We start from the raw sequence: 20,805 nt of genomic DNA, 5'->3' as shown, positions 1-20,805 counted from the left end.
CTATATTGATGAAACGTACCCGGTATGTTTATGTAACCGCATATATTATTCTATTAGCCTCTGCCTGTGTTTCTAACCAGAGCGGACTTCTCGCCCCAGCATCAGCTCCAGAAAATTCTGAAAGCCCAGCCCCATCCAAGGATGCCGAAATTGCAGAACAGCCATCCATTGGAGAGGAAACAAATCCAGAACAGGATCCGGCTCCCTTAGCTCAGAGCAGGCCCGATCCGGCGAACAGGGAAGAGCTGACCATCGTATTCTCATCAAGCTCCCTCCAACTGGATCCCCGAAAATCTTTTTTAGCCTCTGAAGCGCAGCTTTTCACCGGCCTTTATGAGGGTCTTTTTTCTTACAATCCCCTAACCTTGGAACCGATTCCTGCAGCTGCGGAATCTTGGAAATTATCGGAGGATAAGAAAACCTGGACCTTTACCCTGCGCAGCAATGCCCGCTATTGGAACGGCGACAGCCTTAAATCCGAACATTTTAGGGATGCATGGCTTTCCCTCATAGATCCGGCAGGCAACACCCCCTATTCGTCTCTGTTCGATATTATTGCGGGCGCTCGGGAATACCGTACGGGCCAGATGCGGGATCCAAAACAGGTGGGCATTGAATGTCCCGATTCTAAAACCCTCGTGGTGCGCTTAAACGCCCCCGCAGCCTTTTTCCCGAGCATGCTCTGCCACCACTCTTTTAGCCCTATTCACCCGACTATGCTTTCTATAACTGACTGGTCAAAGCAGGCTCCTCTTTCAAATGGCCCCTATTATCTTCTGGAACAAAAGGACAACCAACTCGTACTGGCTAAAAACGAACTATATTGGGACGCAAAACGGGTAAAAATTAAAAAAATCACCATCCGTTTTGCCCAGGACGGTCAGGAAGCGGCAAGCCTTTGGAACTCTGGAGAAGCCCGGTGGATAGCCGGCGATGTGGATCTGGAAGCCATTCAGGACAGGAGCGGCATTGTGATCAATGCAATGTTTGCCACCTATTATTTTTATATTCGATCTTCCCGTGCACCCTGGACAGACAGCAAGGTGCGGCAGGCCCTGAGCCTTGCCTTGCCCTGGGAAACCATCCGGCAGGGTTATTATCTCCCGGCCGATACGCTCATCTATCCTATACCGGGCTATCCTAAGCCCAAGGGCCTTGCGGAAACCAACATAGAAAAGGCTAAAAGCCTGCTTGAAGAAGCGGGATATCCCAACGGCGCAGGGATCCCGACCCTGGTTATAAAAATAAGCCAGTCCAAAGAAGCATATCGGATTGCGAGCCTTATGGGCAATGCATGGGAAGATATTCTTGGGATATCGGTAGAAATAAAGGTAACCCCCTATGATTCTTATATTGAGGATCTCAAAAAGGACGATTATGTGGTTGGATCTTCCACATGGATAGGAGACTTTGCAGATCCCTACACATTCCTGCAAATGTGGCGCTGGGACTCCAATCTGAATGATGCCCGGCTTAACGATCCGGTATACGAAGCGCTCATCAATCAGTCCATGCAGGAAGCGGGGGAACAGCGCTGGCAAACCCTTTCCAAAGCGGAGGAACAGCTGTTACAGGGCGGCACCGTGCTTCCCATCGCCTATACACCGGCACTAAATATTATTGACATGAACGAAATTGACGGGTGGTACCCCAATCCGCTGGATATTCATCCCTTTAAGTACCTGTCCTATGCAGCTTTCCGGGCGCTGCCAGGGGTTGCATGGGGACCTATTCACCAAAAGAATAATTTATGATATATATAGCATAATGAGCGAACAGTTCACTACCTTTCAAATTGACCAGAAAGTGGTCTATCCTAGTCAGGGCGTCGGCAAAATAGTTGCAATCCAGGATAAAAAATTCAAGGATCAGACGGTTCCCTATTATGTTATCTATCTGGAAGTGTCGGACATGACCGTCATGGTTCCCACGATAAAGGCCGAAGAACTCGGTATCCGGGCCATTGTTCCCCAGGAAGAAGCCCAGCGGGCTTTGGATCTTATTGGGGAAACCTTTGAACCCATTCCTTCAGATTGGAAACTGCGATACCAGATGAATCTGGACCTTCTTAAAAAGGGCAGCGTCATCGATATTGCAACTATTGTGCGGTCCCTTTACCACCGCAGCAAAATAAAAGAGCTGCCTATACTAGAACGGAAGCTCTACGATTCAGCCTTAAAGCTTCTGGAAGATGAAATCAGCTTTTCCCTTGGTAAAAACAAAGAGGAAGTGGAAGCCCTCATTTTTGCCAAGCTCGAAGCCAACTAAACCATGGAGGGCAGAACCATTGCGGCAGTAATTACCGCCGCAGGGGCTTCTACCCGCATGGGTGGCCTTAAAAAGGAATACCGTCCCTTAGGGGATGGTATATACGACAGTGCGGGCAAGCCCCTTTCCGTCCTTGGGTCCACAGTTCTTGCCTTCGCAGCCTGTTCCGAAATAGATCTAATCGTCATAACCGTTCCAAATAACAGTGAAACCGGCGAAGCTGCCGCAAGAGCCGTTTTACCAGCTTTTCCCGCACACATAGTAAAAAAACCAAAAATACTCTTTATTCCCGGCTCCAACACCCGCCGTGCCAGCGTGCATCATGCCTTAGCTTTGCTTTCCGCATACCATGTTGATTATGTTCTGATTCATGACGGAGCCCGCCCCTGGGTACAGCCAGCATTGATCCAGCATATAATTCATAAGGTGCAGGAACACAGGGCTGTTATTCCCGTTATGGGCCTTGTGGAGACCCCCAAGGAACTGGATGAACAGGGGTTTATTACCAGGCATCTTAAAAGAACTCGTATCGTGACAGCCCAGACACCTCAGGCATTTGCTTTTACCGATATACTTGCGGCCCATGAAAAGGCCGCTCAGATAGAACTGGAAACGGGAAGGGAATTTACCGACGACGCGGAAGTATGGGGACAATTTATTGGTCCGGTGTATACTATACAGGGGGACATGAAAAATAAAAAAATAACCTTTCCGGAGGATTTACCATGATTCGTATCGGCTTAGGCAAGGATCTGCACCGTCTTGTAGAAGGCCGGCCTTTTATTCTCGGCGGGGTGACTATTCCGGCCGAAAAGGGAGAATTGGGACACTCCGATGGGGATGTACTGTGCCATGCAATTATAGACGCCCTTTTAGGCGCTGCTGGCCTTGGAGATATCGGCGAATTTTTCCCCCCCAGCAGCCCCCAATGGAAAGACGCCTATTCGTTGGAACTCCTTAAACAATCGGCCGAACAGGTATACCAGAAGGGCTGGAAGATCATCAACATAGACTGTGTCATTACCTGTGAAAGTCCGAAGCTGCTCCCCTTCAGGCAGGCTATCAGGGATTCTCTTGCGGGGGCCCTGCAAATCCCTGCGGACCGTATTTTTATAAAGGGTAAAACCAACGAACGGATCGATGCTATCGGCGCTGGTATGGCCGTAGAAGCTCTGGCGGTCTGCCTGCTCGAACATGTCCAACACTGACATTTACTGGGATGCAATCTTTGCCATACTCCAGGAGTGGCACGCACAGCTACGAAGTTCAGGAACAGAACTCCCCTCCGTCAGCACCCTTGCACTGGAGGCGGCCGCAGGCAAGAGTAACAAAGATACAAAGCAGGAGCGAGATGCTGAAAAGTCTCCATCTCAGGCCTGGATTGTATTAGTTTCCACCCTGATAAGCCTCAGGACCAAGGACGAAGTAACCCTGGCGAGCTCTCGGCGACTTCTTGCCCATGCGCCAACACCGGAAGCCCTGCTGGACCTTGAACAAGAAGAAATTGCCCGCCTCATATACCCCGCTGGATTCTACCGAACAAAGGCAGCGAACCTGCTTAAAATTGCGGATATTCTGATTCGGCACTATGAAGGAAGGGTGCCGGACACCATTGAGGCACTCCTGGCCTTACCCGGCATAGGCAGAAAGACCGCAAACCTTGTCTTGTCCGAGGGCTTCGGTAAGGATGCGATCTGTGTAGATATCCATGTACACCGGATTTGTAACCGTGCAGGCTGGGTCGATACTAAAACACCGGAAGAGACTGAAACAGCGCTCCGGGACCAGCTGCCGCTCAAGTATTGGCGACCTATCAACTGGCTTTTAGTTTCCTTTGGCCAGCATGTCTGCCGGCCCCAGAGTCCCTTCTGTTCCCGCTGTCCCCTGGCAGCCTATTGCCTGCGCCGGGGGGTTAGCAAAAACCGCTGATATTAACCTTTAGGAGAAACTTCCAAAATCAGCTCTACTTCGCCCTTTGAAATTTTTACCGTCCGGGCAATCTCATCCACGGTCCAGCCCTGATGGGCCAGCTTTACGACCGTTTCCCGCACTCCTATGGGAGGAGCGCCCCGGTCTTTGGACAGGCCCTTCTTTCCCTCCTCCTTAAGGAGGGTTCCCATAATTTTAACCTGCTCCTGGGCCTGTTTGGACAGTTCTTCGAGCCGGGTTTCTGTCCGCGCAAGCCATTCACGGGCTTTCTGCATCTGGGCAATCCGTTCTTCCAGTTCGGCCATAAACTTGTCCACATCGGAGACCTTTTCGGCCGCTTCTAGAGCCCGGTCCCGGTCTTTAGAAAGGGTATCGATAGCGGGTTTTATGCTTTCCAGGGATTGCTGGAGTTTCTGTAATTCTTCGTTATACCGTTTAAGAGCGGTCTCCATATTCTGCAGAGCTTGGAAATTCCTGTCTATGCCGTCATTAGTAGCATCAAGAATTTGATTTTTCCGCTCAAGCCTCTGGTATTTTTCTTCCCCATCTTTAACTGCGTCCTCGAGGCGCCTCAGCTGGGCTTGCAGGGCTTGCAATGTATCGTCAGAGGCGGTTACCTGAACAAGCTTTTCATCCACTGCCTGGGCGGTCTGTATGAGCCGCTTAAAGTCAGCTTCCATAACTTCGATCCGGTGCCGCTCGGAGAGGAACCGGGTCATTTTGGCGTTTACCTCATCTTCAAGACGTTTAATTTTGATAAATTGGGCTTCCAGTTCGGCGGCCTCGCTGCGCCGCTGATCCAAACTGTCCAGGTCGGAGCGCAGGTCTTCGATCTTCCGCTCCAGAGCGGTCTTCAGCTCCTCGGTTTTTTCGAACAGCTTGGTCTGGGCAATAAATTCCTTGATACGGCGATCCGCCTCTTTGATGGCCATATCCAGATTCTTGGCCTGTTCTTCGGTCCGGGTAAACAGTTCGTTCCGGAAGTTTTCCGCATCCTGATGGGCTTCCTGAATGGCAGTCCTTGTCGCGGCAAGCCGTTCGTCGCTTTCTGCGGCCAGATCCCTGCCCCGCTTCCGGGTTTCTTCCAAGGCGCTTTCCGTTTCCCGCAGCTGCTGGGTAAAGCGGGCCTGCCAGGTTTCCAGGCTTTTCCGCTGGCTTTCCACCAAATCGGTAATTTCCTGTCCCCGGCTTTCCACCTGATCGGTGAGATTTTTAAGGGCCGTCTCGAGCTCCCGCTGGTCCTTTTTAAGCAGCTCTGCCATAGCCAGGGCATGACGGCCGATTTCCGCCTTGGTGGCCGCCGCTGCGGCATTCCTGGCTTCTTCCAGATCCTTGGAAAGCTGTTCCTTAAAGGCCTGCAAGGACTGATCGGCCTGTTCCATTTGCTCCCGGATACCCTCTTCGAATGCACCGGTCTGAATCTTGAGCCGTTCCAGATCCGAACTGAACCGTTCGCTCTGCTCGGCAAGTTTTGTCTTAAAGAGTTCTGTATAGGTCTGTTCAAGCTGCTCCCGCTCGTTGCGGCCCGCTTCTTCGAGGCGGAGCAGCTGGCTGTCCATGGCGGACTTCCATTCCGCAAGCCTGCTGTCGATTTCTTCGCTCCGTTTTGCAAGGTCCGCAAAGAAATCGTCCTCGAAGAGTTTGAGTTTTTCCGATACGTTTTCGTATGCCCTGGTCTTGAGGGCACTGAGTTCGTTTTCGAGATCGGCCATTTCTTTTTTAAGCTGCTGCACCGTTTCGGCAAAGGAAGCAAGCACGGTGTTTCGGCGGTTTTCGCTTTCTTTTTCAAACAGGGCAAAGGCCTGCAATACCCGCTGTTCCGTTTCGTTCATATATGAACGCAGTTCGGCTTCGAGACGGCTGACTTCGTCCGCAGCGTTCTCAAGCCGCTGGAACTGAACCGCCTGGGCAGCGCTGTACTCTTTAAGCCGGCCATCTACAGACTCTATTGTTTTAGTCTCTGTTTCCAGCACCTTCTGCTCAAGGTCCTTCAGTTTTTGCTGCATGGTCTGGCTCAAAGCCTTAAGGCCTGCATCGGTTTGGGACGCAATATCGGTAATCTTTTTCTGCAGGTCCGCTGCGGCCTGATCGGTTTGCTGAGTAATTTTTTCCTGGATTGCCTTTGCTTCCGCAAGGGCTTCGGCCAAATCCTTTTTCCACTCTTCTTTCTGGGACTTGGCAAGACTGTTTAGTTCGCCCACATCCTTTTTCCATTCTTCTTTGTAAGCCCTCTGTTTTGCTTCCAGATCTGCCGCGTCTTGTTTCCATTCATCTTTAAAGGCTTTAACAAGCCCCTGAACTTCGAGCACCTTGGCCTTGGTTGCGTCCTGGAACTGAAGGAGCCGCTCTTCCACCGTGGCTTGAAACTTTCGGGCCCGTTCTACCGCCTGTTCCTTAAGTCTTACAAAAGCCGCATCTTCCAGCTTGTCCGCTTCGCTGCGGGCCTTTTCGAGAGCATCCTTTAGGACAGCCTGCACCTGAGCGAGATCTTGATGCAGGGTTTCTTTTCGTTGTTTTTCGACCGCCACAATCGCATCCCGATGCTCTTCTACCCTCCGTTCTATGGTCTCTGCAGTTGCCTGCAGATCCGAAACGGTAGAACGAATGGCAGCGAGCACCTCTTCTTCTGCCCGTTCCAAAGCCTGGGCATTTTGACGCTCAAAGGTCGTTTCTATATCCGACAGATGCTTCTCCAGCCCCTGCAGCTGGTTTTTAGCCTCCACAACACGTTTCAGGACCGTCTCGGTAAAGGGAGACTCTTCTTTTATCCGGTTAAGGTTTTCCTGTACCAGGGCGGTCATGCGCATCAATTCTTCCAAAGATGCGTCATAGGCCGAGATTCGTTCATCAATTTTAGTGACCGCCGCTGCCTTGGCCGCCAGGTCCTCTTCTGTGATAACAAGCCGCTTAAGGAGCTCCTTAGCTGCCTTCTGCTGGACATCCAGTTCGACCGCATAGTCCTTGACAGCCGCTTCCCGTTCAGCAACAAAGGCTGCCAGGTCTTCTTTAAGCTTATCACCGTATTTACGGACCTTGTCGAGGGAACGATTATTTTTATCCAATTGTCGGAATAATACCAGGGCAATCAGTACAATGCCCAGGGTTATAAGGTTGCCTGCAGTGAATATCATTTGCTTACTAACTTAACACATAACGGCGTAATTGGCGATAGTCTTTGAAAATAAAATCTGCTTCGGGAATATTTCGGGGAATATGAGACCAGGGGTTTCTGATAAGCGCGGTCTTGAATCCGGCGTTTTTTGCCCCCTTTATATCATATTCAACGCTGTTTCCCACATACAGGATGCGCTGCGGCGCTGTTTTAAGGGACTGAGAAAGGGCCATGAATGGCAGCGGGTCCGGTTTGAGCCGCCCCGTCTCTTCGGAACAGAGCACCACATCCCAATAGTCTGCAAGACCTAGATACTCAAGCTTTTTGAGGGGCGGGAAATCAGAGAGGAGCGCCAGCTTTAAGCCTTCAGACTTAAAGTCACTTAAGGTTTCGTGAACATGGGGAAAAAGACGGACCTTCTTAAACAGGGGTTCCCAGCCCCGGTAGATGAGCTGTTCTGTTTTTGTATAAATTTTCTCTGGATCATCTTTGAGAATATCCGCCATAATCCGCGCTTGGATATCGTAAAACCGGCCCTCTTGGGCAGCTGATCTGAGGGTATCCCGGGCGGCGCCCATGGCCCTAAGAAGCCGGTGTTCCCGGATAATAAAGGGAAGAATACGGATATAAAAGCGGTAATTCGGATATAAGGTGCCGTCCAAATCGAAGGCAACCGCGTCTAAGTCTTGTCTCACTGTGTATTTATACTATATTTGAATCTTACCTGTCCATCAGAATTTGAAGAAGAGAAGATCCAGCGGGAAAAAACATAGGTTTTTAGGTATTCTGCAATATCCAGAGGCAGGGGCGGATCAAACTGAATAGAAAGAGCGATGACAGCCCCGCCCTTATCTATACGGAACCGGACGGTTGTTTCAATCAGTGAAGGCTGACCTTCTAAGAGCCGGGCGGGGATAGTCGGCTGGGGTGCTGAGAGGAGCCTTCTCCTGGGCCCGTCACCAAAATCAAAGGCACCGACAGGGCCTTTGCTCCCTGAGGTACTGGCTGCCGCACTTTCCTGGCTCCCGCCAGAACCGGCTGCTGCGGGAGACCGGGAAGCCAGTGTGTCGCTTACATTCTGTATACGCCCCGAAAGAGAATCGGTAGAGCCTGCAGTGCTTTTTTGGTTTTCCGCAGCGCTACTTCTTGAACTTGCAGAGGGACTTTGGGAAGGCGCGGCGGGCAAAGGTTGATTATCTGATGTTGCTGCGGCAAGATCCGCTTCGGAAAGGGGCGCAAAAGGATCCTCACCTCCCCGGCTCTGGTAGGGACTGCTCCTTGAGGGGGCAGCGGGAGACCTTTGCGGTGCAGGACCAGATACAGATGAGGCGGCCGCCGCAGCTGTGGGCGCGGCTGCCTGGGGCGCAGCCTTAGGTGCTGCTGCCTGAGGAGTAACTGCTGACCGGGGCCCCGCGGCAGTAGCAGCTTGCAATGTCGCGGTTTGGGACGCCGATGTTTGCGATGCTGCTTCTGAGGGCTCGCGCACCGGTTCTAGGACCGGTTCTGGTTCCTGCTCTCTCGCAGCGGCGAGCTCAATATAGACCGGATTCATGGTCGGTTCGGCAGGCGGTGTTGAACGAATCGGTACAATAGCCAGAATGCCAAAAAACAAGAGCCAAAAAAGGGATGAAATAAGAAGGCTCTGTTCCAAGCGTTTTTTATCTCCCCGGTATTCTATTGTTCCGTAGGTCATGATTCCGTCCTGGAATGCTTACTGCTCAAGGGTATGCAGGTTAATGCCCCGGAATCCGCTTTTCCGCAGCACATCCAGCACCGAAATGATAAGCCCGTAGGAAATACTCCGATCCGCCTCCAGGGTAACGCTTTTTATTTCCGCCCGCTCGGCTGCGGAAAGCCTCGTAAGCCGTTCCTCCAGTTCTTTAAGGGTTACCCGATCCTTGTTAAGGTAAATCTCGTCCCGATTGATAACCGCCACGGTAAGCCGGGTCATGGCGGTGGGTTCTGCGGTACTAGAAGCGGGCAGCTGCAGGGTAATGCCGGGCAATATGGCAAAGGTGGTAGAAACAAGGAAAAAGAGTATCAGCTGAAATACCACATCGATCATGGGAACGAGGTCAACGACCGATCTGGACTTGAGCCGCCGTTTAAACTGCATGGCTATTTCCCCTCGTTTCGAGCAACCAACAGCAGCACCAGGTCCCCGACGGTGCTTTCCAGATCCACAATAATGCTATTTGCCTTGCTGACAAAATAATTGTAAAACACCGTGGCCGGAATAGATACGATAAGACCCGCAGCGGTAGTAATGAGGGCCTCTGCAATCGCGCCAGCCAGAAGGGCCGGGTTCCCCATGGCGCCCGATGCAGCAAGGACGCCAAAGGCCCGGATATTGCCGGAAACGGTTCCGAGCAGACCCAGCAGGGTAGATATATTTGCAATAGTTCCCAGGGCGCTGATGTACCGCTCCACCCGGGGCACCTGACGGTTTGCAGCATTTAGAACCGCTTCTTTAATGGAAAGTTCATCAAGACTGCGATGTTCAAGGCCTGCGCCAGCAAGATGCGCCAGCGGTGCATCAGTAGATTTGCAGAGAGCCTCAGCCTGCTCAAACTGTCCGGCCTTAAGAAGCTGCCTCAGTCTAGGCAATAGTTCCTTCTGTTTTTTTGCCAAGGAGGCAAAAAAGAGAAAACGCTCGACGATGATAACAGTCGCCCCCATGGCACAGAGGGCGATAACATACATAACAGGTCCGCCTTTTACAAACAAGTCCAGCATCACTCTTACCTCTTATAGTGTAAATTGGAGGCGCAGCCCAGCCTGGAATCCTGTTTCCAGATAGGGCTCCCACATCATCCTGCCCTGCGGTCCCCGAAAGGCCATAAAGATATCCTGGGCATCCGCATTGAGCCTGATTCCGTTTCCAAGATGCAAATAGGCGCTCATATCTAAAGTCGGAATATCTATACCTGCAGCATCAAAGGCTAAGCGAGCAGATCCGGCTGCCCCGAAACGGTTATTGGTATCATGATATTCAAGGGAAGTATAAAATGCCTGTGACCGCTTGTCCCATTTGTCCAGCCACTGGGAAGCGAGTCCCACCGCAGCGTTTACCTGCTGCCCCGTGTGCCGTGCTTCGATACTGGTGTTAAACAAGTTATATGAACGGGTTTCATAACTAAAAAGGCCTCTCGTGCCACTTGCTGCAGCTTCCTGCGGCCATATCCGCCCTGTCCCTCCAAAACTGGACTTCCAATCAGCGGAAAAACGCAAGGTAATAGCCTTCCAGGGATACAGATTGATGACCCCTCCGGCAAACCAGTGGGTGTCCGCTGTTTGTACCGGGCCTATATCCGTATAAGGATTAAGGGTCCACAATTCCCGCAGGGACCTGGTCTCCGATTCTAGCCCGCCTTTTGCTGACACAGAGAGTACATCCCCAAGGCCCGCATCAAACCAGACGGAAAAAGGCACATACCACAAAAGGGAACTATTGGTGCCAATACCAAGGGATGCCCCGGTCTGGAAAGCAGGAGAGATGTCAAAGCTCGATGCAAGTCTGAGTTCTCCTTGCTGCACCAGCCTGTCGGAAACCGCTACGGAGGATGGATTATTGATAAGCCCGTAAAAGATATAAAGGCCTTCGAGGCTAAACTTCATAACCTTTCCAGCCCATTCAATGCCGAGAGAAGGCTGTATTCCCAGTTCCTGGGCGCGGACATCGGTGCTGACCGTACTCTGGCCCCTCTCTAGAGACAGGGCTGCGCTGGAACCTTCTAGCTCGGAATAGACCGTAAAGGCACCCAGGGGAAAACGAAGGGCCGGAATAAAGGAAAGATACCGGTGGGAAATGCCAGAAAAGTCCTGACTTTGTCCCTGCAAACCGTTGAATTGGTCAGCAAAGGCAGCGCTTATGGACCAGCGCGGAGCATTGTCCTTGCCTCCGCGGAAATTGCCCTGTAAAGAGGTTTTCCGCAGAGAAAAACCAGAGCCAGGCTCATGAAAGGCAAAACCGTCCTGGGTTTCATGGGAAAAAATAATACTGAAAGAAGGATCGCTTCCCGGCCTGTACAATGAAAGATGGGCGGTAACACCGTCCCACAAAAAGGCACCGACCATGGCCTCCCCCATGGCTTTGCCAAAGGCGTCATCGGATAGCTGCCGGGAACGAGCATCAAGGGCGCCTGCGGTGGAAAGGGCAGATTCGGGAATCGTTATGGGTTGTTCCGTGGGGAGCGGCGGAGCCGCAGCGGGTACAGGAATAGGGAGCAAATCCGGTACAGGGACGGCCACCGGGGTGTTTTCCACAGCCCTGACATCTTCGGCGACATCCGGCAGCGTAAGCGAGCCCTGTTCTGTTTGCTGGGCCAGTAACATGAGGGGACTAAAAAAGAGTACAATGATAGATATAGCTATGATTCGTTTCATCGATTAGCCTCCAAAAGCCGCTCTGCCTGACGCGTCCAGGGAGAGGCCGGATACTGCTTGGTAAGGGTTGCAACAAGCTGTCGGACATCTTCAGTCCTGCCAAGCCTCTGGGTGCTGCGGGCGGCTTTAAAGAGAGACTCGGGGATTAAGTCCTGCCGGATTTGCCCGCTTCGTATCTGTTCTGGCTTGAGTGTTGCTGCAAGCTCTACCGCCTCTAAGTACGCAGCGAGAGCCTTATCCCAGGCTTCTAGGAGGCCAAAATATTCACCTTTAAGATAGTAAGCCTCAGATGCGGAACCAGGGTCTTCTCCCCGGTATGCAATTATTTGATCCGCCAGAACAGTTCCGGCTTCCCGCTGAGAGGTTTCAAGAATATAGTACCGCGCAAGCTCGAGGGCTGTTTTTCGGCCCCCAGGAGTACTTACTCCCTGCTGTTTAACAAGCTGGACTTGAAGCCGGGCAGCCTTCTCACTCATTCCGGCAATGAGGTAACGCAGCATAGCTACTTCTTCTTCAAGGCCGGAGGACTTTGCCGCTTCGCCGAACTCCACAATGGCATTTGTTGCAATCCGCAGGGCGCTTTCCCAGTCCTTTTTTGTCCAATAGGCTTTTTCCAGAGCAATCATCGCAGGGAGCCTAAAGGAACTGGCGGAATATTCCCGCAAAAGGCGTTCCCATAGCAGTATGGCTCTATCCGGCTGGTCTAGTTCCTGCTGAATAGATCCACTGAAATACAGGGCCCCGTCGACCTTAGCACCCCGGGGGTAGGTATTGCGGTAGGCATCAAACCTATCCAAGGCTTCTTTCCACTGTTTGGCACCGTAATAAAGCTCTCCCCGGCGGTAAGCCGCTTCTTCAGCCAGGGGGTCCTGGCCAAAATTGCGCTGCACTAGAGCAAAAGCTGCATCGGCTTCGCGAATATTCCCCATACGGAAATAAATGTTTCCCTTTTCAAAGGCTGCCCGTGCGGCATAGGATAGATGGGCTGTTCCAGCCTGATCCATGGCTTTCAGGGCCCCAGACCAGTCTCCGGACAGGCTCCGCAACAGGCCTTCTAAATACCGGGCCCGGGCCGCTGCGTCGGGAGCAGTGTTTAATTCAGCTGCCCGTTGGGCCAGCCTGGCCCCATTGGCGTATTGCCCCAGCCGGGCATAACTCCAGGCGCCTAGGTAGGCTGCAGCGTAGGTCTGGCCATGGGCCGGGAAACGGCTCACAAGAGAGTTAAACTGCGCGGCAGCTTCGGCAAAGCGCCCTGCACGGTACAAAGCCCAAGCACTATAATACATTGCCCAGGGCAGGGCGCTTTCGCCCGCTGGGGCAAGCTCACTGGCCCGAGCAAGCAGCTCCGCAGCGGCCCGGTAGGCCTCAGGAGCGCTTGCAGTCTGCGCCATGGCAATCCCTTTCATATACATAAAACCAAAGCGGTAGGGAACGCTCAGTTTCGATAGATCAGTTTTTGATTCGATTTCCTGGCTTGAAGATAGAACCTGCGTATATTGGGCCTTTTCAAAAAGGAGGCTCATCCGTTCAATCGCCAATTCAGGATTATTGGGCACCTGTTGTAAAAGCACATTATAACTTTCCAGGGATGCAAGGGGTTGACCCGTTTTCTGCAGCAGCCTGCTCTGGAGCCGTTTTGCCAGGTCCTTCGGGCCCGGAGGAACCGTATCGGTACCGAGAGTTTCCAGGGCTTCTGTAAACTGGCCTTTCCGGTACAAACCATAAGCAATATAAGCCCGTACCATAGCGGCTATGTCATCCCGTTTTTCCCGCTCAGCCTGTACCAGTGCCGTTTGCCCGTACAGTACCGCATTATCCCAATCCTCTCCCTGCAGGGCATACCACTGGAGCCTGCTCAGAAGCAGGGCCTTGTCGCCCTTGATAAAAGGTTCCGCATCCAACAGCGTTTTAAGAGCCTGTTGAGCATCCCCTTGGCGCCAGCTTATTTCCGCCAGATATATGGGAACATCCTGGTCTATATCACGGGTACCCAATATGACCTGAGCTCTCAGCAGGTATGAGCGGGCTAATTCCAGTTTTCCTTCGTAAAAAGTAGCCGATCCTACTTTTGTCCAAAAGGAAGCCAGCGCTTGGGGATCGGTTCGGAGGAGGTTTTCCGCCTTAATGATGACCGAAGCAACCCCCGCATCATTTTCCCTTTTTTGTTCGTAGCTGAGTAAATACTGCAGTGCCTTGCCGGCAATTTCGCGGTTAGACGACGTGCTGAGACTTTCCAAAAGGGGAAGAGCCTTATCATTGTTCTGGAGTGCCAGGTAGGCTTCTGCAGCGCGAAGGGCGAGCGGCTCCCGAATATCCTGCCGTAACGCGTCTTTGGAAAGGGACTCCCAGAGCTGACTCTGCTCCTTTTGTTTTCCTAGCCGGCTGTATAGGTCTGAAAGGTAGATAAGCACCGCCCCTTGAGTTTCTGCCTGGAGGGGAACCCGTGCCAATTCCTGGTAGAGGGATTCGAAGGCCTGTAAAGCCTGGTCAGTGTCTTCCAATGCGAGGGCAGACTTTCCCTTGTAAAGCAATACCTGTTGAGCCGTCCATTCATCAAGTTTTTTATTAGATAAAGCGGACAGCCGTTGGAAAGCTTTGCGGTAATCACCCCTGTCATATTCAATAAGTGCTTTCCAGAAAGGTATATAATCAAGAAATTTGGTAGATCGGTAGCGGCGTTCAATGGTTTCAAAGGCAAGATATGCTTCTTGGGTCTTCCCCATCCGGTAAAGGATCACTGCCTTTCTAAACCGTGCATCCGCATTATAAGAAGATTGGGGCCATTTACGGATCAGTTCCTCATATTGTTCAAGAGCAAGAGCGTAGTTGCCACTTTGGAACCGGGCTTCCGCGTCCAGAAATAAATCCCTGTCGGAATTTTGTGCATAAAGGCTGCCGTTTATCAGAAATAAAAGGGCTGCCAATAAAACGACAATAGGTCTATCGTATGCTTTCATATACATTAACAATATCTCGCCCACCAAAAAGTTACAAAGTGAGCTAATTTACTGCTGGAGGATCGAAGGTACCTTGGAAGGGGATGCGGACTAAATGAACCTGGTATCCTGGATAACGGCGTACAAAGGCATCGAAAGACGTCTCTGCTGCACTCTCAAAGACACTGACCTTAAAAACCCCGTCTTCGGTAAAATAGGGAATGAGGACTGCCACATGAAAATGGCGGCGTATCCCTGATCCTGCACTAAAGGGAAGCGGTGCATTTGTTGGATATTGTCTGAGTACCGCAGCTTTATCGGTATTTACAGACACAAGATAGAACCATGAGGGATAACGAACCGCAAGACTATACATTATTGAGGGAAGCCCTTCTATATTAAAACCGGCGTTCTTCATATATGCAGGGAAAGAAATAATTTGACTTTTATTATCCCTTTTTACGATAAGCTGAGAAACCGGCACATCGACGATGTCTATTTCATCCAAGGATGTATAACTGGGGGATCGCAGTATACGGTTTACCGCCAGGGCAAGATTTCGTGTCCAATCAAGGCCAAAAAAGGGATCCAGTTTACTTTCCACCGGTTCGGTAAAACTGGAACCTCGGTTGCCAATAGGTGTTTTAAGCGGCTCTATGGGGAGGCTGGTTCCGGTCATGGGCCGTACGAGTCCATCGACAACCCATTTTGCAAAACCAGAGCAATTTAAGCCCCAGGGCTGCTTTTGGTTCATCAAACTGGCTATATACACCGGCCGGCCCTGTTCGTCCAAAGCGCCGTCATCCGCATAGGATAAGGCGGGAACAGAAGCTTTAAGACGGGAAATAAAAAAACGCAAGTCCCCGTACATCCGGGGATCCACATCAAAATACTCTTTTGGAAATACATTGCCCAGGGCTGTGAGCACCTGGTTTGTTGAAGACGAATAAAGGTTCTGAAAAGCCAAAGGAACCGGCCGGGAATAAACCACATAACCACTGTAGGCTACCACATCAAAAACACTTTTATTGGATCCGGCAGGACGGAATTCTACATACACATAGGGATCGGACCGTAAATAAATGCGGATTTTTTTAGGGGATCCGTCATTCAGGCTTCGGTAGAGGATCCAGGAACCTTGCACCCAGCCGGGGTAGAGCCCCTGCCGCTCGCGGGCAAGGACAACGAGGACATCGGAGACCCCCTTCTCTATCCGGACTTCTACCAGTTCTCCCGTATCCAAGGTAAATCGGGCTGACTGCTTTTTAAGCAGCTGTGAAACCGGAAGAGTGAAATAGGATTCTATAAGGCTGCGCCTGAGGGCTGCATCGTCGCTGATCCGTGAATAGGGGCGGTCTTCTGCGCTATAGGCTGCGGCATGAACAAGGGGAGTAATAGAGACGCAGAGTATAAGGACGCAAAAAGCAAAAATCTTAAGTAGTTGAGTCATTTCACTACAGATATCGGCAAAATGGGAGCTTTAATCAAGCGATACAGGGGCTACCGAAGCGCCTATTTGGAGCTCAACCGGCAAGACCAGGTCTTGTCCAGACAGCCCCCGCATAAGGTTAACCACCAGGGACGCGGCAGCCTGCCCTTTTTCATATCCGGGCTGGCTTAGGGTGGTCAGGGCCGGTTCAAGAAGCTTTCCGAAGAATATGCCGTCAAAACCAGCGACGGATATATCCTTTGGAATAGAAAGATGAAGATCGTGGCAGACCTGATAGACACCCAGGGCAGCCACATCGCTTAAGCATACAATCGCCGTGGGACGATTTGCTTCGGACAAAAGAGGAGTCACCGCTTCAACGGTGGATTCCACGCTGGCATCCACGGGATACACCCGTATTTGTCCCGATTGCTTCGGGATTCCCCGTTCAGCAAGGGCACGGTACACACCCTGCAGCCGGAGCTCGATAATTCGGGAACGTATGCCGTCGGGGGAATCGATTAAGACCTGGTGCAGGTTTTTAAGACTGATAATGCTGATATCCCGGTGTCCCATTTCTAGAACATAGGACATAAGCTCAAAAGCAGCAGCCTCATCATCGATGCCTACATTCACCGAACCGACAAGCCCTGCGCCGTCTACGGTTACAAAGGGTATTTGCCGCTTTCTGATAAGAGATAGTATTTCGTTATCGGGCTCAATCCCGATAGTAATGATACCGTCTACCAATGCGGTACGGACCGTATGGGAGAGGAGCCCCTTAACGGGGGGCAATATGGTGAGGGAGAGATCCTCTCCATGACAGACCGTACCGATACCCTGGAGTACTTCGAACATATAGGGGTTCTTAAAGGCTTCCTGAATAGGATCCGGAAGGAGCAGCCCAATAGAGCCAACCCGTTTTGTGGCCAGCGTTCTTGCAAGGGGATCGGGAATAAAGTCCAGCTCTTCCGCGACCTGCATGACCCGGGCTCGGGTTTCTTCAGAAATTTTCCAAGGCGCATTAAATGCAAAGGATACGGTAGCTTTGGAAACCTGCGCCTTTTCGGCAATATCCTTTATGGTAATGCGCCTGGATTGTTTATTCATGATTCAGTATCCATAGCAGTTCACAGGCCTTAAGTTCAAGTGCTTCCTGGGCTAAGATAAGCCGTTCTGACAAAAGATCCTGGCCATTTCGAGCCGCAAGCAGGTTGTTTATCCGTTCTGAACTCAGTATTACCGGCTCTTCAGCAAAGTTACCAATAACCGTAAGAAACTGTCCCGGGGCCTGTTTATGAAACACCAGTACCGAAGGATGGCCTGAATCGGCCACCGAAAGGCTCTGGGTGCCAAACACGGGATAAGCTTTCCGCTGGGAGGCAAGCCGCTGCATGGCGGTGAAGACCCGGCCTTCTACGGTTGAAAGATCATGGCGTTTCTTAAAGGCATCCTCCGACCACAGAGGCCGATGGACCCAGCGGCTGTCCTTTGCCTGTGCGGGATCCTCCGCATACTCGTAGCGGTTCAGCGCAGCAACCTCGTCGCTGAGGTAAATAAGCGGTATACCCCCTGCGGCAAATGCAATGCCATAGAGTAACACCAGTCTCCGAATGGCCCGATCCAGATCTTTTCCAGTCCCCTCATCCATGGCCTGTTCTATGCCAGCAAGTGATGCGGCAGTACCGCAGATCCTGCGGTCCCCCGTGCTGGGATTATATTGAAAGCTCACTCCTCTGCTAAATGAACAGGGGAATTCGCCCATATAAAAGGCATTTAAGAAATCTCGGTGATCCTTGCCTTTAATACCCAGTTCTGCCGCATCTTCGTCGGCAAAGGTCCAGCCAATGTCATCATGGCAGCGTACGTAGTTGACCCAGGCGCAGCCCTGGGGCAGATGGTGCCGCTTCCTGAGTGAATGGGCCAGGAGGCGGACCTCTTTGGTAGCCGAGGCTTCCCACAATTCTGCCATAAGAAGCGGGTTGTAGGATATCTGGCACTCCCGTAAATCAATATATTTTTCTATATCATCGGGATGTACAATTGCTTCCGATTTAAACAAAAGCGAAGGGGCTGCAAGCCGGCTCGCCGCCTGAAAGGCTTTTATAAGCACATGAGCCTCATCGAGGTTTTCACAATTGGTGCCCTCCTTTTTCCAGGTAAAGGCAACGGCGTCGAGCCTCAAGATGGAGATACCCGCATTAGCGAGAAAGAGCATCTCCTGAACCATGGCGTTAAAGACCTCAGGGTTTCGGTAATTAAGGTCCCACTGGTAAGAATGAAAGGTAGTCCATACCCATTTCTGCAGCTCTTCATTAAAGGTAAAGGACCCACGGCGGACTTCGGGGAAAATGTCCCGGAGATATGCCTGGTATTTTTGGGCTTCGCCATAGTCAGAAAAAAGCCAATAAAAGTCCTGGTATTTTTTATCCCCCGCTTTAGCCCTCTGAGCCCATTCGTGTTCGTCCGAGGTGTGGTTAAAGATAAAGTCTGCTACCAGGGCAATCCCCTCTTCGGAAAAGTCCCTGGCCAGTTTGGAAAGCTCTTCCATGGTACCAAGCTTCGGATCGGTCTCCCGATAACTCGATACCGCATAGCCCCCGTCATTTTCCGGCTGGGGAGCCCGGAAAAAAGGCATGAGGTGCAGGTAGGTAATGCCCAGTTCCTTTAAGTAGGGGAGCCGATCTCGGAGACCAGCAAAGGTGCCCGCAAAGCGGTCCACATAGGCCACCGCTCCAACCTGTTCCTGGGAAAGGAACCAGCCCGATTCTGGGGGAAATTGGCGGTCCCTTTCTTTAAGATAGTCGCTCCTGCTTTGATAGGCGAAGAACAGATTTGCAATAATGGTCTCTACTTGATAGGCAAAATCTGGCCGGGACCCATAGAGGCGCCACAATAGTTCAGCAAAACGTTGAAATTCCTTTTCCAGCCGTTCGTTAAATTCAGCCCAGCCAGCCTGGCTTGTTAAACCACGGCTGGCCCACCGCTCCTGGCACTGGAGAAAGAGGGCCTTCCATAATTTTTCCATTTTAAACTTCCTGTCTCCGCTATTTTATAGAACCAGCGACCATTCCTTTTACTATGTACTTCTGGGCAAAAAGGAAGAAAACAATGACCGGAATCATGGCAAGCAAAATTGCAGTAAGAATCAGGTCCCATTGTTTTACGAAGGCCCCTGCAAAGTTGGAGACCGCCAAAGGCAGGGTCATAATAGCGTTCCCTTTGCCAAGAACCAAAAGGGGCAACAGGTAGTCGTTCCAGATCCATATACCATTAAGCACCAGCACGGTTGCCTGAATGGGGGTTAAAATCGGGAAAATAATTTCATAGAAAATCTGAGCCCGGTGACACCCATCAATAGTTGCAGCCTCTTCGAGTTCCAGTGGAATACTCTTAATAAACCCATGAAACATAAAGATGGACAGGGACGCCCCGAACCCAATATAGGCAAGCACAATACCCTGATAGGTCCGTAAAAGCGGAATACCCGTCGCCACCGTTGTCATCCTGAACCAGCTTAAAAGGGGGAACATAACTATCTGGAACGGAATAACCATAGCTGCTACAAAGATAAAAAAGATAATGTTACTGACGAGGTTTTTAGTACGAACGAGGACCCAACCAGCTTGAGCAGAGAGCAGATTGATGAGCACCAGTGATAGGGCTGTAACAATTGCAGAAGCTACCAGAGAACTGGGGTAGCGCACCGCTTCGCTGGTCCATATTTTTACAATATTGTCGATCAGATTTCCCCAACGGTCTGGCCATGCAAGGGGATACTGGGTTACCTCAAAGGCGGTCTTGGCCGAGTTGATAATTACGAGATTAAAGGGAAACATGAAGAGTATAAAGGCAACCGCCGTTATGAGTTCGGCAATAAATATTCCAATTCTTCGGTTGTTCATAATTCAATTTCCTTCTTTTTATTCACATACACCTGGATAATCGAAATGATTGCCAGTACCAGGAAGAACACCACAGCCCGGGCCTGGCCCTGGGCAAGGTTGTTAGAAATAAAGGCCGTATTGTAAATATTAAGGGCGATAAGTTCAGTTCCCAGAATTGGTTTCCCGAACAGCATGGTAGAAGGGCCGCCAGAGGTGAGCGAAACATTCACATCAAATTGTTTAAAAGAGTTAACCAAAGTGAGGAACATGGTCACCGTGAAGGCCTGAGCCGCCATAGGAATGGTGATTGCCTTGAGCCTCATCCATGGCGTAGCACCATCTATCTTTGCAGCCTCATGCAGTTCCTGAGGAACGTTTTCGATAGCCGCGATATATATCATCATTATGTACCCTGCATATTGCCAGGTCCCTACGATGACCATGGCAATGAGGGCCGATGTATTTTTTCCGAGCATTAAGTTATTAGGATCTGCAAGAAATTTGAGCGAAGGAATCAGAGACCCCAGAGAAGGGATTGCGTTATTAAATATAAACTGCCAGATATAGCCAAGAATAAGACCGCCGATAAGATTCGGTACAAAAAAACCAACCCGGTACAGGTGTTTAAACCGCAGCTCGCTTGTGACAAGCAAGGCTAAAGAGAAGGCGACCAAATTGATGAACAGCATATTCAAAATGGTATACACAAAGGTTATACCAAAGGCATATAGGAAGGATGGATCCTGAAAACTTTTAATAAAATTCTCAAAACCGACAATACGGAATCCACCGTCAAGTTTTGCAGAACTTGACCAGTTGGTAAACGCGTAAAAGGTCCCCATAAAGAAGGGTATTACC

Annotated in this window: 17 protein-coding genes; 5 read left to right on the top strand and 12 right to left on the bottom strand. The window is 51.0% G+C overall.

The annotated features are described in order from the left end of the window. Positions 1 to 8 precede the first annotated feature (8 nt). The 5 genes from Q7P68_RS04645 to Q7P68_RS04625 are packed head-to-tail and all read left to right on the top strand — an operon-like array spanning position 9 to position 4,197. On the top strand, positions 9 to 1,754 hold the full coding sequence (locus tag Q7P68_RS04645; RefSeq protein ID WP_304223412.1) for a peptide ABC transporter substrate-binding protein: 1,746 nt from the start codon (positions 9 to 11) through the stop codon (positions 1,752 to 1,754). Between the two features lie 13 nt (positions 1,755 to 1,767). Next, complete coding sequence (locus tag Q7P68_RS04640; RefSeq protein ID WP_304223410.1) at positions 1,768 to 2,268, top strand: CarD family transcriptional regulator; 501 nt, start codon at positions 1,768 to 1,770, stop codon at positions 2,266 to 2,268. Positions 2,269 to 2,271: 3 nt separating this feature from the next. Then, positions 2,272 to 2,997 (top strand): IspD/TarI family cytidylyltransferase, encoded by a 726-nt coding sequence (locus Q7P68_RS04635; protein WP_304223407.1) that lies wholly within the window; start codon positions 2,272 to 2,274, stop codon positions 2,995 to 2,997. Next, a complete protein-coding gene (gene ispF, locus Q7P68_RS04630) occupies positions 2,994 to 3,476 on the top strand; it encodes a 2-C-methyl-D-erythritol 2,4-cyclodiphosphate synthase (RefSeq protein WP_304223403.1) in 483 nt (160 codons plus the stop codon). The genes Q7P68_RS04635 and ispF overlap by 4 nt, the downstream gene beginning before the upstream one ends. Further along, positions 3,463 to 4,197 carry an endonuclease III domain-containing protein gene (locus Q7P68_RS04625; protein ID WP_304223401.1) on the top strand — a complete coding sequence of 245 codons (735 nt, stop codon included), beginning with the start codon at positions 3,463 to 3,465 and terminating at the stop codon, positions 4,195 to 4,197. The genes ispF and Q7P68_RS04625 overlap by 14 nt, the downstream gene beginning before the upstream one ends. A 2-nt stretch (positions 4,198 to 4,199) precedes the next feature. Here the strand turns inward: Q7P68_RS04625 and Q7P68_RS04620 are convergent, their stop codons facing one another. The 12 genes from Q7P68_RS04620 to Q7P68_RS04565 form a co-directional block, all read right to left on the bottom strand. Continuing rightward, complete coding sequence (locus tag Q7P68_RS04620; protein ID WP_304223398.1) at positions 4,200 to 7,328, bottom strand: SpiroCoCo family coiled-coil protein; 3,129 nt, start codon at positions 7,326 to 7,328, stop codon at positions 4,200 to 4,202. A gap of 7 nt (positions 7,329 to 7,335) precedes the next feature. Further along, positions 7,336 to 8,004, bottom strand: coding sequence for an HAD family hydrolase (locus Q7P68_RS04615; RefSeq protein WP_304223395.1), 669 nt, complete (start codon positions 8,002 to 8,004; stop codon positions 7,336 to 7,338). Continuing rightward, positions 8,001 to 9,002, bottom strand: coding sequence for a hypothetical protein (locus Q7P68_RS04610; RefSeq protein WP_304223393.1), 1,002 nt, complete (start codon positions 9,000 to 9,002; stop codon positions 8,001 to 8,003). Before Q7P68_RS04610 ends, Q7P68_RS04615 begins: the two co-directional genes overlap by 4 nt. 18 nt (positions 9,003 to 9,020) lie before the next feature. Next, positions 9,021 to 9,425, bottom strand: coding sequence for an ExbD/TolR family protein (locus Q7P68_RS04605; protein ID WP_304223391.1), 405 nt, complete (start codon positions 9,423 to 9,425; stop codon positions 9,021 to 9,023). A gap of 2 nt (positions 9,426 to 9,427) precedes the next feature. Further along, entirely contained in the window at positions 9,428 to 10,045 is a 618-nt protein-coding gene (locus Q7P68_RS04600; protein ID WP_304223548.1) for a MotA/TolQ/ExbB proton channel family protein, read from the bottom strand. A 12-nt stretch (positions 10,046 to 10,057) separates the two neighbouring features. Beyond that, positions 10,058 to 11,695, bottom strand: coding sequence for a hypothetical protein (locus tag Q7P68_RS04595; RefSeq protein WP_304223390.1), 1,638 nt, complete (start codon positions 11,693 to 11,695; stop codon positions 10,058 to 10,060). Next, entirely contained in the window at positions 11,692 to 14,652 is a 2,961-nt protein-coding gene (locus tag Q7P68_RS04590; RefSeq protein WP_304223389.1) for a tetratricopeptide repeat protein, read from the bottom strand. Before Q7P68_RS04590 ends, Q7P68_RS04595 begins: the two co-directional genes overlap by 4 nt. Before the next feature lie 43 nt (positions 14,653 to 14,695). Beyond that, the gene (locus Q7P68_RS04585; protein WP_304223386.1) at positions 14,696 to 16,081 is read right to left on the bottom strand and encodes a hypothetical protein; all 1,386 of its coding nucleotides are present in this window, start codon (positions 16,079 to 16,081) and stop codon (positions 14,696 to 14,698) included. A gap of 30 nt (positions 16,082 to 16,111) precedes the next feature. Further along, entirely contained in the window at positions 16,112 to 17,170 is a 1,059-nt protein-coding gene (locus Q7P68_RS04580) for a LacI family DNA-binding transcriptional regulator (RefSeq protein ID WP_304223384.1), read from the bottom strand. Further along, positions 17,163 to 19,088: an alpha-amylase family protein gene (locus Q7P68_RS04575; protein ID WP_304223382.1), complete on the bottom strand. Its 1,926-nt coding sequence runs from the start codon at positions 19,086 to 19,088 to the stop codon at positions 17,163 to 17,165. Before Q7P68_RS04575 ends, Q7P68_RS04580 begins: the two co-directional genes overlap by 8 nt. A 19-nt stretch (positions 19,089 to 19,107) precedes the next feature. Next, the gene (locus Q7P68_RS04570; RefSeq protein ID WP_304223379.1) at positions 19,108 to 19,965 is read right to left on the bottom strand and encodes a carbohydrate ABC transporter permease; all 858 of its coding nucleotides are present in this window, start codon (positions 19,963 to 19,965) and stop codon (positions 19,108 to 19,110) included. Next, positions 19,962 to 20,805: carbohydrate ABC transporter permease (locus tag Q7P68_RS04565; RefSeq protein ID WP_304223376.1), on the bottom strand; the 844-nt coding region annotated here is incomplete at its 5' end. The genes Q7P68_RS04570 and Q7P68_RS04565, both read right to left, overlap by 4 nt.

It is taken from the genome of Gracilinema caldarium (assembly GCF_029265695.1).
Classification (GTDB): Bacteria; Spirochaetota; Spirochaetia; order Treponematales; family Breznakiellaceae; genus Gracilinema; species Gracilinema caldarium_A.
Note: the sequence above shows the minus strand (reverse complement) of the source record. Positions and strands in the feature narration are given on the sequence as shown.